This is a genomic window from Aliiroseovarius pelagivivens (genome assembly GCF_900302485.1).
Lineage (GTDB): Bacteria > Pseudomonadota > Alphaproteobacteria > Rhodobacterales > Rhodobacteraceae > Aliiroseovarius > Aliiroseovarius pelagivivens.
This window is the reverse complement of record NZ_OMOI01000002.1, coordinates 779,310-793,483: the sequence shown is the minus strand read 5'-3', so window position 1 is coordinate 793,483 and position 14,174 is coordinate 779,310. Positions and strand designations below refer to the sequence as shown.

The following is a 14,174-nucleotide window of genomic DNA, read 5'->3' as shown; positions in this document are numbered from 1 at the left end:
CCATTTCAAGCAAGCTCCGCGTGAACGCGACTCACCTTTTGGGGCGAACATGCAAACGGATTTTGACCTTCTGATCATCGGCGGCGGCATCAATGGCTGCGGCATCGCGCGCGATGCTGCGGGCCGTGGACTGTCCGTCTGCCTGGCCGAGATGGGGGATATCGGCGGCGCGACCTCGTCTGCCTCGACCAAGATGTTTCATGGCGGGTTGCGGTATCTTGAGTATTTCGAGATCCGGCTGGTGCGTGAAGCTCTGACCGAACGCGAGACGCTTTTGCGCGCCATGCCACATATTTCGTGGCCGATGCGGTTTGTCCTGCCCTATCACCACAGCATGCGGTTCGACAGCTCAACACCGGCGTCTCGGCTGCTGAATGCCGTCATGCCGTGGATGAAAGGTCGCCGCCCCGGATGGCTCGTACGGCTGGGGCTATTTCTTTATGACAATCTGGGGGGACGGAAAATTCTTCCCGGTACAACCCGCGTTGATCTGCGGAGCGACCCGGAAGGCCAGCCCCTGAATCCGATGTTCGAAACCGCGTTCGAGTACTCAGACTGCTGGGTCGAAGACGCCCGGCTGGTTGTTCTGAATGCCCGTGACGCCGAAGCGCGGGGGGCCGAGATCAACCCGCGCCACAAGGTCACGAGCGCCGAACCACACGACGGCGGCTGGCGTGTGACTTTGACAAACACCGATACGGGCGACACCCGACAGGTCACCGCCCGCATGTTGGTCAACGCCGCTGGCCCGTGGATTGCCGACATGTTGGGCAAAACGCTTGGCAGCAACACGCCCGCCAACATCCGTCTGGTCCGCGGCAGCCATATTGTCACCAAGCGCCTGTTTGACCACGATAAATGCTATTTCTTTCAGGGGCAGGACGGGCGGATCATCTTCGCCATTCCATACGAGACCGACTTCACCTTGATCGGGACAACCGATGCCGATCACGTGGATGCCGACACGCCCCCGCGCTGCACAGATGACGAGCGTGACTATCTGATCGCCTTCATCAATGGGTATTTGAAGGACCCAATTGCGGCTGACGATGTGGTCTGGACCTATTCCGGCGTCCGCCCGTTGTTCAATGACGGCGAAGGCTCGGCGGCGGCAGCCACCCGCGACTATGTGCTGCGCACCGACCACGTAGAGGACGCGCCGGTTCTGAACATATTCGGCGGCAAGATCACCACCTATCGCCGCCTTGCCGAAAGTGCTTTGGAAAAGATCGGCGCAGTGCTTGGCCCGCTGCCCGACAGATGGACCGCAGGTGTTCCCATGCCGGGCGGAGACTTCCCGGTGGATGGGTTCGACACGCTGGTTGGCAAGATCGAACAGGACTTCCCTTTCCTAACCCCACGACATGCCAAGCGACTGGTCCGTGCCTATGGGACCGAGGCGCGCGACATCCTTGGAAATGCGACGTCCATGAATGATCTTGGCCAAGATTTCGGCGCGACCCTGACCGAGGCCGAGCTGCGCTGGCTGATGGACAAGGAATACGCCCAACGGGCGGAGGACGTGGTTTGGCGTCGTTCGAAACTGGGGCTTTTGCTTGATGCGGATCAGATCAACGCTATCGACGCTTGGATGTTAGCCGCACGGGAAACAGCCTAAGCTTTCTCCCATTTCAGGAAATGCTTGCGGATTTTGTTCAGCTCGCTTCCCAAAACCTCGACGGATAGCGGGTTGCAGTGGGTCGTGATCTTCAGCCCCCATTGAACCGGATCACTTTCCAGTCGCACGATGATGTTGGCCTCATTTGCGCCCATGACGCTGACGCAAATATACTCGCGTTCAAATTGGGCCACTGATCGTAGACCAGAGGTTTTGAACGCGGGCCAATCAGTCTTTTTTCGCGCCCCAAGCCCCGAGATCAAGCCGCGCCTGCTGGCCTTAAAGTGATCACGCACGATCTCTCCGAACGAGATCTCGGGCGTGGTCTCACACAGTGTTATGCCCGCTTCATCTTCGACATAAATCCCGTCATAGAGCATCGGAACAACAATCGCCCTCGAGGTCTCGCGGTGCATATAGACATTGCACAATCGGCGGAACTTGCCCTCTTTCAGCTCTTCCGCCGGCGTTCTTGTCTTCCGCTTTCCAAACATGAAACCGCCTTCATCCCATAAACCAACACACGCGCAGTTTTGCATGCGCGTGTGTCAGTCCGCCACGACTAATCGTGCCTATTGGGATTTACTCTGCCGCGATCTGGGTCGGCACTTCGACCTTCACCGCGCAGAACTTCATCTCGGCGATCTTGCCGTAGGGATCCAGCGCCGGGTTGGTCAGCAGGTTCGCCGCCGCTTCCACGTATGCGAAGGGCAGGAAGACCATGTTTTCGGCCACCGCATAATCCGCACGCGCCATCACGTCGATGGTACCGCGACGGGTGGTCAGGCGGATCATATCGCCCGGCTCAATGCCCATTTCGCGCAGGGTTTTCGGGTTCATCGAACAGTTCGCCTCGGGCTCGATCGCATCAAGAACGGTGGCGCGACGGGTCATCGATCCGGTGTGCCAGTGCTCCAGCTGACGACCCGTGGTCAGGACCATGGGGTATTCGTCATCCGGTGTCTCTGCCGGCGGAATGATCGAGGCCGGCGCGAACCGTGCGCGCCCGTTTTCACGCGGGAATTTATCCCCGAATACAACGGCTTGACCGGGATCTACGGGCGACAGTGACGGATAGGTCACGGCGTTCTGGTTCTCCAGACGGTCCCACGTGATGTTGGCCAGCGACGGCATCACCAGCTCCATCTCGGCATAGATCTGACTGGGGTGGTCATAGGTCCAGCTCATGCCCATGCGCTTGGCCAGAGCGGTGGTGATTTCCCAATCCTCCATCGCCTCGCCTGGGGCAGGTACGGCCGGGCGGCACATCTGCACCTGACGGTTGGTGTTTGACGTCGTGCCGGTCTTTTCAGCCAGTGCCGCCGCCGGAAAGACGACATCCGCATAACCAGCGGTCTCGGTCAGGAAGATGTCTTGGCTGACCAAGAACTCCATCCGACGCAACGCTTCGCGCACGTGGTTCACATCCGGGTCCGACATGGCCGGGTTTTCACCCAGAATATACATGCCTTTGATCTTGCGATCGTAAACGGCGTCCATGATTTCCACCACGGTCAGACCGGGGTTCGGGTTCAGATCTTCGACCCCCCAGACGTCACGGTACAGCGCTTGAACGCCCTCGTCCTTCACCGACTTATAGTCCGGATAGAACATCGGGATCAGGCCCGCATCGGATGCGCCCTGCACGTTGTTCTGACCGCGCAGCGGGTGCAATCCTGTGCCCGGACGGCCAACATTTCCGGTCATCAGCGCCAACGCGATCAGGCAGCGCGAGTTGTCGGTGCCGTGCACGTGCTGGCTGACGCCCATACCCCAGAAGATCATGCCGTTCTTGCCGCTGGCAAAGGTGCGGGCGGCGGCGCGCAGCTCGTCCGCGTCGATGCCGCAGATCGGGGCCATGGCTTCCGGCGTGAAGGCTTTCAGATGCTCGCGCATCGCCTCCCAATTCTCGGTGTGCTCGGCGATATAGGCATCGTCTTGCAGGCCTTCCTCGGCGATCACATGCATGATCGCGTTCAGCATCGACACGTCCGCACCGGGCTTGAACTGCAGGCGGTGGGTCGCGAAACGGCCCATGCCCACGCCGCGCGGATCCATCACGATCAGCTTGCCACCGCGCTGGGTGAACTGCTTGAAATAGGTCGCGGCAACGGGATGGTTCTCGATCGGGTTCGAGCCGATAACGATCGCCACATCCGCGTTTTCGATTTCATTGAAGGTCGCCGTTACAGCGCCTGAACCGACGTTTTCCAGCAGCGCCGACACCGACGAGGCATGGCACAGACGGGTGCAGTGGTCGACGTTGTTGTGGGTAAAGCCCTGACGGATGAACTTCTGGAACAGATACGCTTCTTCGTTGGTGCATTTGGCCGAGCCGAAACCGGCAACAGCCTCGCCGCCATGTTCATCACGCAGCTTCATCAGGCCTTTGGCGGCGACGTCCAGCGCTTCGTCCCAGGTCGCTTCGCGGAAATGGGTCAGCGGGTTGGCCGGGTCGACGTTCATGCCTTTTTCAGCGCCTTCCTTACGGATCAGCGGCTTGGTCAGGCGATGCGCGTGGTTGATGTAGTCAAAGCCAAAGCGACCCTTCACACACAGACGGCCTTCGTTTGCGGGGCCATTGATGCCCTCGGCATAGACGACCTTGTCGCCTTTCACTTTCAGGCTGACCTGACAGCCAACACCACAGAAGGGGCAAATGCTTTCGACCTCTTTGTCGAAATCCGAAGTATCCTGCACCTTGGCAGGCATCAGCGCACCCGTCGGGCAGGCCTGAACGCATTCACCACAGGCCACACAGGTCGAGGCACCCATCGGGTCCGCGATATCAAAGGTCGGAAGGGCATCGTGACCGCGGCCAGCCATGCCGATTACGTCATTCACCTGCACTTCACGGCAAGCACGCACGCAGAGGTTACACGAAATACAGGCATCCAGATTGACACTCATCGCGACGTGGCTGTCATCCAGAAGCGGCACGCGACCTTCGGCCATCTTCGGGAAGCGGCTTTGCTCGACCCCGTTCAGGTCAACCATATCCCAGAAATGCGCCGCTGCATCGTGGCGTTCTTCCGGCTGGTCGGCGACCAGAAGTTCGATCACCATCTTACGGGCGGATTTGGCGCGGGCGTTGTCGGTGGTGACCACCATGCCATCGGCCGGTTCCCGGATGCAGGACGCGGCCAGCGTACGCTCGCCTTCGATCTCGACCACACAGGCGCGGCAGTTACCGTCGGCACGCAGGTTGGGCACATCCTTGTGGCACAGGTGCGGGATAAGCGTGCCTTCACGCTTGGCCACATCCCAGATGCTTTCGCCATCACGCGCAACAACTTCGCGCCCATCAAGGGTGAATTTGATACCGTCGCTCATCCGTACCTCCGTATTCCGACTCTCAGTATAAACCATGCTCGTCGCGTCGTCAGTTCGCCATTCCCGACGCAAGGCATCGTTTTTGCGCCAGCCCCCCTTTTCGAATTGGATCCAATTCTCTAGCAATGGGCGGAAAGGAGTCGCCAATGACCACCATCACCCTGATCCGACACGGACAAGCGAATAACACCGCCACGGACGAGGCGGGCTATGACCGGCTGTCCGATCTGGGGCGTCAACAGGCGCGTTGGTTGGGCGAACATATGCGCGACACCGGCCAGCGATATGCCCGCCATTACACCGGGACTCTGACGCGCCACCAGCAAACCGCACAGGAATGGGGCACCGAGGACTTCACTGCCGATGCCCGTCTGGATGAGGTCCGCTATTTCGATCTGTCCGAACGGATGCACGCCCAATTCGGCATTCCGCATCCGACCGGGCACGGAGACTTCATCGACCACCTGCCGCTGACCTTTGCCGCGTGGCAAGAAGGCAAAATCGATGGGGCGCCCGAAACCTTCCACGACTTCCAGACCCGCGTGTCCGAGGTGATTCACGAGATTGCCGAAGGCGGCGAAGACGCGATCATCTTCACATCGGGCGGGTTTATCGGCATGGCCACGCGGGTGGTGATGGGGCTGGACCTTGGCCCGTTCACCCGCACCATTCTGCCGATCATGAACAGCTCGATCCACCGGATGCGGCTGATGCCAGCGGGGCTGACGCTGACTCAATACAACGCGGTTCCGCATCTGGAACACAAAGATCGCCACCACGCGCAAACACATTTCTAGGGGGATAACGGATGACACATCTTTGGGTCCGTGCAGAACAACGTGAAAACGAAGATCGCGTCGGTTTGACGCCGGAAGGGGCTGCTGAACTGATCAAGGCTGGCATCCGTGTGACGGTCGAGGAAAGCAGCGTCCGCGCCATCAGCATTGAGGGCTACAAGGATGCCGGGTGCGAGATCGCGGCTGAAAACAGCTGGCCCGACGCGCCGCTGGACGCGATCATCTTCGGCCTGAAAGAGTTGCCCGAGGACGGCACCCCCCTGCCCCATCGCCACATCATGTTCGGCCACGCCTTCAAGGGCCAGCACTCGGGCCGCGCGCTGTTGGAGCGCTTCAAGGCGGGCGGCGGGACGCTTTACGACCTTGAATATCTGGTGGATGAAACCGGCCGTCGTGTGGCCGCGTTTGGTTATTGGGCTGGGTTCGCGGGGGCCGCTGTCACGCTGAAAGCTTGGGCTGCCCAACAGCATGGCAAGCTGTGTGGCCCGGTTGGCGCCTACAAGAACAAAGACGCCATGATGGGCGAACTGCGTGCCGAGCTGGACGCCACCGGCGCCGCCCGCCCGAACGCCATCGTGATCGGCGCCCTTGGCCGTGTCGGTACTGGCGCGTCTGACCTGATGGAAGCGATGGGCGTCACCGTCACCAAATGGGACATGGCCGAGACCGCCAGCGGTGGCCCCTTCCCCGAAATTCTGGACCATGACCTGTTCATCAACTGCATTCTGGCCGGACCGCAAACCCCGGTGTTCGTCCCGAAGGACGCACTAACCGCCGACCGCAAACTCACCGCCATTGGCGACGTGGCCTGCGACCCCGACAGCGACTACAATCCGGTGCCCGTCTATAACAAAGCGACCAGTTGGAACACGCCTGCCTTGCGCGTGGCTGAGGATCCGGTGATGGACGTCATGGCGATCGACAACCTGCCCTCGATGCTGCCCCTGGAAAGCTCGATCGACTATGCGGGGCAGCTTCTGGCCTCGCTCATAACCTTGACTGACCTGACATCGGGCGTCTGGGGTCGGGCCGAGGACACCTTCCGCACCCATATGAAGGACATCTGATGGAGACCCTGATCGGCACACTGGCCGGGATCATCAGCACGATCTGCTGGATGCCCCAAACCATCCGCACTTGGCGCACGCGACAGACCAAAGACCTGTCGCTGTCGACCAACCTTCTGGTGCTGCTGTCGGTCACGCTCTGGCTTATCTACGGCATCATGCTGGCCGCGTGGCCCATGGTTGTCGCCAACGCAATCGCGATTGTTCTGGTGGGCTCCATCATCATCGCGAAACTGAAATTCGGCTGAAAGGAGCCTTGTTATGACAATCCACTGGTGTGGCACCGGCCTGTCGGCCATCCCCGGCCTGCGTCGTCTGATCGAAAACGGGCGCAAGGTCACGGTCTGGAACCGGACCGTCAAGAAGGCCGAAGAAGCCGTCGGCGACCTGACCAAAGACATCCGCGCCTTCTCGCTCGAAGCTCTGGCCGACGCGCTGAAGCCCGGCGACATCGCCGTGTCGATGCTGCCCGGGGACTTGCACGTCCCCGTCGCCAAGCTGTGCCTTGAGAATGGTGCGCATTTCGTATCCTCCAGCTATATCGCCCCCGAAATGAAAGCGCTGGATGGCGCCTTTAAAGAGGCTGGGCTGGCCTGCGTGAACGAAATCGGGCTGGACCCCGGCATCGACCATCTGATGGCGCATTGGCTGGTCGCGGACTACCGCGCGTCGGACGCCTATGACGCAAGCAACAAGCTGAGCTTCATTTCCTATTGCGGCGGCGTTCCGAAAATCGCGAACCCGTTCCGTTATAAGTTCAGCTGGTCGCCGCTGGGTGTGTTGAAAGCGCTGCGTTCGCCTTCGAAATCCATCAAAGACGGTGCGCCTTTCGACGTGGCCCGCCCCTGGGATGCGATCAGCAGCTATGACGCGCCGCTGCAACAGACCGAAAGCTTCGAAGTCTACCCCAACCGCGACTCGCTCCCCTTCATGGAGGATTACAAGTTCGACCCCGCATGGGACGTCGACCTGTTCGTGCGCGGCACCCTGCGTCTGAACGGCTGGGCGGATGCGTGGAAAGACGTATTTGCCGAGGTTGAAACGCTGGAAGGCGAAACAGGAGACGCCCGCCTGAAGGAAATGTCCGACCAGTTCTGGGACGAAAACTCGTATGACGACGGCGAACCCGACCGCGTCATCATGTGCGTGGCGCTGAAGGCCGAAAAAGACGGCGCGGATGCCTATCACAAAACCTATGTGATGGACGCGTGGGGCGACGGACGAGGCACCGCAATGGCGCGTCTGGTCTCGACCCCGGTGTCGCTGGCGATCGACATGGTTCTGGACGGCAAAGCGCCCGCAGGCGTCACCGCCGCCACCGCCGATCCTGCGCTGATCGACACATGGATGGGCCATGTAAACGAGCTGGCCCAACACGTCGCCGTGGTCGATCACACCGCCTGATCGCGACGTCGCAAAATGACCAGCATGGCGGATAAGCCGTGCTAGGCTGACCCAAAAGGGAGGCCGCCATGCTGGACAAACCAAAGCCGAAGTGGACAAGTTTCGAGACCGCCACCAAGGAAGATTTCCTTGCCGTCATGGAGTATGACGAGGCCTATGCAAACGCCGTCGCCGACCGGTTGCTCGTCGCTCTGAAAGAGCTGGACGAGGAAGACACCCCCTATCCGATCAACCGCTATCAGCACTCGCTGCAATCTGCCACGCGGGCCCATGCAGCAAGCGAGCCGGAAGACCTTGTCATCGCCGCCCTTCTGCACGATCTGGGCGACACGCTGTCGCCTTTCAACCACGGCGAATTGGCCGCGGCCATCGTGAAACCCTATGTCAGCGAACGCACCCACTGGATCCTGAAACACCACTGCGTTTTCCAAGGCTACTACTACAACCACCACCTTGGCGGAGACCGCCACGCCCGCGAGAAATACAAAGACAGCCCGCACTACGACGCCTGCGTGACGTTCTGCCACGAGTACGATCAGAACTCGTTCGACCCGGATTATCCAACGAAGCCTTTGGAGTTCTTCGAACCCATCCTCCGCCGCGTCTTCAGCAAGTCAGGCGGCCATATGGAGTTGAACGAAACGCGCGAGGGGTAGCCCCGCCAACAGACCCTCGACCGATCTGACACGCATGCGCGCAACACTGGACATCTTCGCAGATAGCGGACAACATTCCGACCATGCTGCGTCTTGCGATTTTTACTCTGGCCTATCTGCTCGTATCAGAAACCGCATCTGCGGAAGAGACCTGCATTGATCTGCACCTTTCGGCCCCGGAAGCTGGCGATCAGCAAAACCTGTCCAAGTTGCTGGACGACGTGCGCTCGATCGCTGACAGCTTTCCCTTCCTTCAGGACGCCATCCAATCCGAAAGGACTGAACTGTGCTTTTCAGATCAGATGAACAACGCGCTTGGCTATCTGGACGTCGAGCAGAACAAAATCGTCATCAACCAAGCCGTTCCCCACGACCTGAAAATCGGCATCCTGCTGCACGAACTACGCCACCTTTGGCAGTTCACCCATGCCATGTGCCCGACCAACAGCCTTTCCATGAAAGAATATGCTCGGGCCACTTTCGCGCTTGAGGCGGACGCAAGCGCCGTATCCCTGCTGATCGCATGGCACATGAAAGAACAGGGCCAGGACGCCGCATGGAACGCGCTGTCCCACTGGGCCTCTCACACCGACATCGCCGCCACCTTCGAAGACACCCTGCGGACCACCCAAGACGAAGGGCTGGCCGTGTCCTATGCGTTTTATCAGTGGTATGCGTCGGACGCGCGCCAAGACCGCTATTACATCGAAGCCTGCAGTGGCTATTTGGATCGTCAGGACACCGAGCACCTGATCCCGCGCTATGGCACGCTTGATATCGAGTTTTACGAGAACTTATGCAGGCTGCCGGATGGGCAAAGCTATCTGTGTGCGGATCCGTTGGGTTCGAAGGAGCAATAACCGTCCGTCAACTAGCCCGATTTCGGTCCGTGGAACGCGAACTGATAGGCCAGCGCGACGCCAGCACCTCCGCCCAGGATGTTCCCAATCGTCACGCTGATCATGTTGGACATGGCGCCGCCGATATTGACCTCGGCACCCGCAGCCCAGCCTTGCGGAAAGAAGTACATATTCGCCACCGAGTGCTCGAGTCCCAGCAGAACAAACCCGGAAATGGGCCAGATAATCGCAAGGATTTTCCCCGCCGCGGTGCGGGCGGCGAAGGTCAGCCAGACGGCTAGACACACAAGCGCATTACATAGTGCGCCGCGCATGATGCCTTCGAAAATCGGCAGGTTGGCCTTTGCCTCGGCCAGCTTTACCGCCGTGGTACCCATCGGCGCATCCAGCAGTCCCGACAGGCCGAATGCGACCGCCAACCCCACGGCGCCAATCAGGTTTCCGACATAGACAACACCCCAATTCCGCAGCAATTCATGGACCGAGATCTTGCCGTCCACCGTTGCCATGATCATCAACGCATTACCGGTAAACAGCTCGGCCCCGCCGATGATCACCAAAATCAACCCAAGGCAAAACACCACCCCGCCCAAGAACCGCGCGGGACCAAAGCTCGCGTCCACTCCGGTCATGACCATCGTATAGGCAGCAGCCCCGAACCCGATAAACGCGCCCGCCAGCATCGCCAGAACCAGCATCTGCTTCCACGGAAGATGAGCTTTCGCCACGCCCGCGGTTTCGATCAACTCGGCGATCTCAGCGGGTTTGTAGGCGTCAAAAGAGGGGCGGTCAGTCATGCGGTCGGTGTCCTATCCGTTGGGATTAGACCAGCATCTGTTTAGTGATCCGTCAAGGTTGGGGGGGCTTGGTCTGAAACCTTACAACTCTAGAGACTGCAACACGCCATCTTCTCCTACTTGCTCAACAAGCTCATCGAAGAGCAAGTTTCCAATCGAGAGATTGTTTTCGACAACCCAAAGATCTTTGGCCTTTGCGCGAATCTGTTCAGTTGGTGCTTCGCCGTTCAGGCAAAGAACTTCACCCGTTTGAATAGTGTGCACATCAACAACAAAGACCACGACAGCATCAGCGTATTCATGCGCCACGTCGACGGGATCAGCTGAGTCAAATCGGCTATCTGAAATTGGTTCGACAAACGCGCGAAACCCCATCTCGTTTTCCGTCGAGACTTCTTCCAATAAAGCTTTCCATTTGGAGGAGTCGGAAAAATCTGTTCTGACAAAAGGCGTTGTGTCTTCCAATGCGAGCTTCTCCCAAAAGTTCCATTCGGCAGCTATCTACCTGCTACGTTATTGGCCCCTTCCCAATCGGCACCACGGTCTGATCGTCTTCCGCGACCTCTTCGAAATCGAAATTGTCCAGCCGTTTTGCGCGGTTGCCTGCTTTCTCGGCCGAGATCTTGATCTCGGAAATATCTTTCGAGGCTTGGTGGAAATGACGGTCGAGGTTCGCGACGCGATCTCCCAGGCGCCCGACATCGGCGGATAGCAGGTGCAGCTCTTTGCGGATTGCGCCGGCCTGTTCGCGCATGCGGGCGTCTTTCAGGATCGCACGCATGGTGTTCAGGGTCGCCATGCAGGTGGTGGGCGAGACGATCCAGACGCGGGCCTCGAACCCTTCGCGAACCACCTCCGAGAAATTGGCGTGTAGCTCGGCATAGACGGCCTCGGACGGCAGGAACATTAGCGCGCCGTCTGCGGTTTCGCCCTCGATGATGTATTTCTCGGAAATCGCCTTGATGTGGGCGCGCACGGCGGTTTTCATCGCGCGGGCGGCCAGCGTCAGCTCTTCCGGCGTGCCCGCCCGGCGCAGCGCCTCGTACGCTTCCAACGGAAATTTCGAGTCGATCACGATCGGGCCCGGGGGGTTCGGCAGGTGGATCATACAGTCCGCACGTTTCCCGTTCGACAGCGTGGCCTGCAGGTCATAGCTATCCTTGGGCAACGCCTTGGACACGATGTCGGTCAGCTGGATTTCCCCAAACGCCCCGCGGGTTTGCTTGTTCGACAGGATGTCCTGAAGGCTCAGCACATCGCCCGACAGCCGGGTGATGTTATCCTGCGCCTTGTCGATCACCTTCAGCCGTTCCTGCAATTGCGTCAGGCTTTCGGTCGTCTTCACCGCATTGCCTTGCAGGCTTTCTTTCATCCGGTCCTGAAGCTCCGACATGGCACGCGCGGATTTCATCGCGTTGTCGTGCAGGCGGTCATTCATCTGCTGCTGCACATGGGCCAAGCGGGTCTCCATCGCTTGCAGCACCTGCGCCTGTCCTGATGCCTGCGTGTCCGACACCGTGCGCAACCCGCCCGACAGTTGATCCTGCCCCGCGCCCAGAACCTGTACCGCCTGTCCCAGACCGCCCATCTGCAGCGCCATATCTTCGGCCACGCGGGTTGATCGCCCGGCGCGGCGCAAAACCACCAGCAGCAGAATAAAAATCAGAACCGCAAGCGCGATGCCGCCGAGTGTCAAAAGCACCAGCGGGTCAGAGAGGTCATAGGTTATGTCACCGATCTGGATCATGTGCGTCCAAACAGCCTTTCGATATCAGCAAGTTTCAATTCCACATAGGTGGGGCGCCCGTGGTTGCATTGACCGGAATGGGGCGTGGCCTCCATTTCGCGCAGCAGGGCGTTCATTTCTTCCGGGCGCATCCAGCGGCCCGACCGGATCGAACCGTGGCAGGCGACGCGGGACAGAACGGCCTCGATCTTGGCCTGCACCATGTTGCTATCGCCCAGATCCGCCAGTTCGTCCAGCACGTCCTTGATCATCGCGGTGGCGTTGATCTCGCCCAGGATGGCGGGGGTTTCGCGCACGGCGACGGCGTCCCCGCCGAAGGGTTCGATGACCAGGCCCATCGCGGCCAAGTCGTCCGCGACCTCGAGTAGACGTGCAACGTCGCCCATCGACAGCTCGACGATCTCGGGGATCAGCAGCGCCTGACGGGCCACGCCGTTTTCCGCCATCTGGCGTTTCAGCTTCTCATAGACCAGACGTTCATGCGCGGCGTGTTGATCGACGATGACCATGCCCGTTTCCGTCTGTGCGATGATGTAGTTCTCGTGCACCTGCGCGCGGGCGGCGCCCAAGGGAAGCGCCTCTTGCGGGGCGTCCTGTTCGGGCGCGATCACCGGATCAAACCGCGCGGACGGGGCGGACATTTCCGCAAAACCGGGTGTCTCTGGAGCGGGCATCTGCGCCTGATAGGACGATCGCATCGCGCCAAGGCTGGGGCGGTCCATTTGATAGACGCGGGGTTCGGTCGACTCGGGCCGCATTGCGCCCAACGTCGCGCCTGCCACCGTAGTCGATGCACGATGCCCTGCATTCGCCAGTGCGTGCCGCAGCCCCGAAACGATCAACCCGCGCGCCACGCCGGGCTCACGGAATCGGACCTCGGACTTGGCGGGGTGGACGTTCACATCGACCAGATGCGGGTCGCAAGACACGAACAGCGCCGCCGCAGGGTGACGGTCGCGGGACAGGAAATCGAAATAGGCAGCCCGTAGTGCACCGGTCAGCAGTTTGTCCTTCACCGGGCGTCCGTTCACGAACAGGAACTGCGCCACCGCCGCTCCGCGTGAATATGTCGGAAGCGCTGCAAAGCCCGTCAGGCGCAACCCCTCACGTTCGGCGTCAATCGGGATGGCGTTTTCCGCAAAGTCGCGTCCAAGGATCGTCGCCAGCCGACCCGAGAGCGCATCAAACATATCGCCCGTTTCCGGGTCCGCGCGGAAGGTCACACGGCCTTCGCCCCCGCCGGATACATCGCGCAAGGTGAAGCCGATCTGCGGCTCGGCCATGGCCAGCCGCTTCACGACATCGCTGATCGCTTGCGCCTCGGCCCGGTCGGTGCGCAGGAACTTCAGACGCGCGGGGGTGGCGTAGAACAGGTCGCGCAGCTCGACCACTGTGCCGCTGGACAGGGCGGCGGGTTTCACCGGATCCGTCTGCCCGCCCGCCACGCGGATCACCGCTGCGTCAAATCCGTCGACGCGCGACGTGATCGTCAGCCGACCCACTGCCCCAAGCGAGGGCAGCGCCTCGCCACGGAACCCGAAGGTATGGATGTCCAACAGGTCTGAGCCGTCAATCTTTGACGTCGCATGACGTGACATCGCCAGCGCCAGATCGTCGGGCGCGATGCCACAACCGTCATCTGTCACGCGGATCAGTGTCTTGCCGCCGTCGGCATAGCAAACCTCGATCCGGCTCGCCCCTGCATCAATGGCGTTTTCCACCAGCTCTTTGACGGCCGAGGCCGGGCGTTCCACCACTTCACCGGCCGCAATCCGGTTGATTGCAGCATCATCCAACTGACGGATAACTGGACGGCGGATCGACCGATCCGGGCTTATATGGGGGCTGTCTTCGGGCATGGCACAAAACTTAGCATACCCACGCCCGATTCGACC

The 14,174-nt window shown here is 60.3% G+C and carries 13 protein-coding genes; 7 read left to right on the top strand and 6 right to left on the bottom strand.

The features are described 5' to 3' along the window. Window positions 1–49 precede the first annotated feature (49 nt). Complete coding sequence (gene glpD, locus ALP8811_RS16030; RefSeq protein ID WP_108858253.1) at window positions 50–1,618, top strand: glycerol-3-phosphate dehydrogenase; 1,569 nt, start codon at window positions 50–52, stop codon at window positions 1,616–1,618. Here glpD and ALP8811_RS16025 read toward each other — a convergent pair. Together ALP8811_RS16025 and fdhF are read right to left on the bottom strand one after the other, a co-directional pair. After that, on the bottom strand, window positions 1,615–2,112 hold the full coding sequence (locus ALP8811_RS16025; RefSeq protein WP_108858252.1) for a hypothetical protein: 498 nt from the start codon (window positions 2,110–2,112) through the stop codon (window positions 1,615–1,617). The two genes, glpD and ALP8811_RS16025, sit on opposite strands and share 4 nt — an antisense overlap. Window positions 2,113–2,200: 88 nt before the next feature. Then, a complete protein-coding gene (fdhF, locus tag ALP8811_RS16020; protein WP_108858251.1) occupies window positions 2,201–4,951 on the bottom strand; it encodes a formate dehydrogenase subunit alpha in 2,751 nt (916 codons plus the stop codon). Between the two features lie 146 nt (window positions 4,952–5,097). On the opposite strand from fdhF, the gene ALP8811_RS16015 reads away from it, so the two are divergent. The 6 genes from ALP8811_RS16015 to ALP8811_RS15990 all read left to right on the top strand — a co-directional run bounded on the left by ALP8811_RS16015 (window position 5,098) and on the right by ALP8811_RS15990 (window position 9,735). After that, window positions 5,098–5,748, top strand: coding sequence for a histidine phosphatase family protein (locus ALP8811_RS16015; protein WP_108858250.1), 651 nt, complete (start codon window positions 5,098–5,100; stop codon window positions 5,746–5,748). A gap of 11 nt (window positions 5,749–5,759) precedes the next feature. Next, window positions 5,760–6,815, top strand: a complete 1,056-nt coding sequence (locus ALP8811_RS16010; RefSeq protein ID WP_108858249.1) for a saccharopine dehydrogenase — start codon at window positions 5,760–5,762, stop codon at window positions 6,813–6,815. Further along, window positions 6,815–7,063 (top strand): SemiSWEET family sugar transporter, encoded by a 249-nt coding sequence (locus ALP8811_RS16005; protein ID WP_108858248.1) that lies wholly within the window; start codon window positions 6,815–6,817, stop codon window positions 7,061–7,063. The genes ALP8811_RS16010 and ALP8811_RS16005 overlap by 1 nt, the downstream gene beginning before the upstream one ends. 13 nt (window positions 7,064–7,076) lie before the next feature. Further along, on the top strand, window positions 7,077–8,219 hold the full coding sequence (locus ALP8811_RS16000) for a saccharopine dehydrogenase family protein (protein ID WP_108858247.1): 1,143 nt from the start codon (window positions 7,077–7,079) through the stop codon (window positions 8,217–8,219). 68 nt (window positions 8,220–8,287) lie between these two features. Beyond that, window positions 8,288–8,875: an HD domain-containing protein gene (locus ALP8811_RS15995; protein ID WP_108858246.1), complete on the top strand. Its 588-nt coding sequence runs from the start codon at window positions 8,288–8,290 to the stop codon at window positions 8,873–8,875. An 83-nt stretch (window positions 8,876–8,958) separates the two neighbouring features. Then, window positions 8,959–9,735 carry a DUF6782 family putative metallopeptidase gene (locus ALP8811_RS15990; protein ID WP_108858245.1) on the top strand — a complete coding sequence of 259 codons (777 nt, stop codon included), beginning with the start codon at window positions 8,959–8,961 and terminating at the stop codon, window positions 9,733–9,735. An 11-nt stretch (window positions 9,736–9,746) separates the two neighbouring features. On the opposite strand, the gene ALP8811_RS15985 is transcribed toward ALP8811_RS15990, so the two are convergent. The 4 genes from ALP8811_RS15985 to mutL all read right to left on the bottom strand — a co-directional run bounded on the left by ALP8811_RS15985 (window position 9,747) and on the right by mutL (window position 14,138). Continuing rightward, window positions 9,747–10,532 carry a formate/nitrite transporter family protein gene (locus ALP8811_RS15985; RefSeq protein ID WP_108858244.1) on the bottom strand — a complete coding sequence of 262 codons (786 nt, stop codon included), beginning with the start codon at window positions 10,530–10,532 and terminating at the stop codon, window positions 9,747–9,749. An 81-nt stretch (window positions 10,533–10,613) separates the two neighbouring features. Continuing rightward, window positions 10,614–10,997 (bottom strand): DUF6924 domain-containing protein, encoded by a 384-nt coding sequence (locus ALP8811_RS15980; RefSeq protein WP_146184042.1) that lies wholly within the window; start codon window positions 10,995–10,997, stop codon window positions 10,614–10,616. Window positions 10,998–11,040: 43 nt separating this feature from the next. After that, complete coding sequence (locus tag ALP8811_RS15975) at window positions 11,041–12,279, bottom strand: DNA recombination protein RmuC (RefSeq protein ID WP_108858242.1); 1,239 nt, start codon at window positions 12,277–12,279, stop codon at window positions 11,041–11,043. Then, window positions 12,276–14,138, bottom strand: a complete 1,863-nt coding sequence (mutL, locus tag ALP8811_RS15970; protein WP_108858241.1) for a DNA mismatch repair endonuclease MutL — start codon at window positions 14,136–14,138, stop codon at window positions 12,276–12,278. Before mutL ends, ALP8811_RS15975 begins: the two co-directional genes overlap by 4 nt. Between the last annotated feature and the right edge of the window lie 36 nt (window positions 14,139–14,174).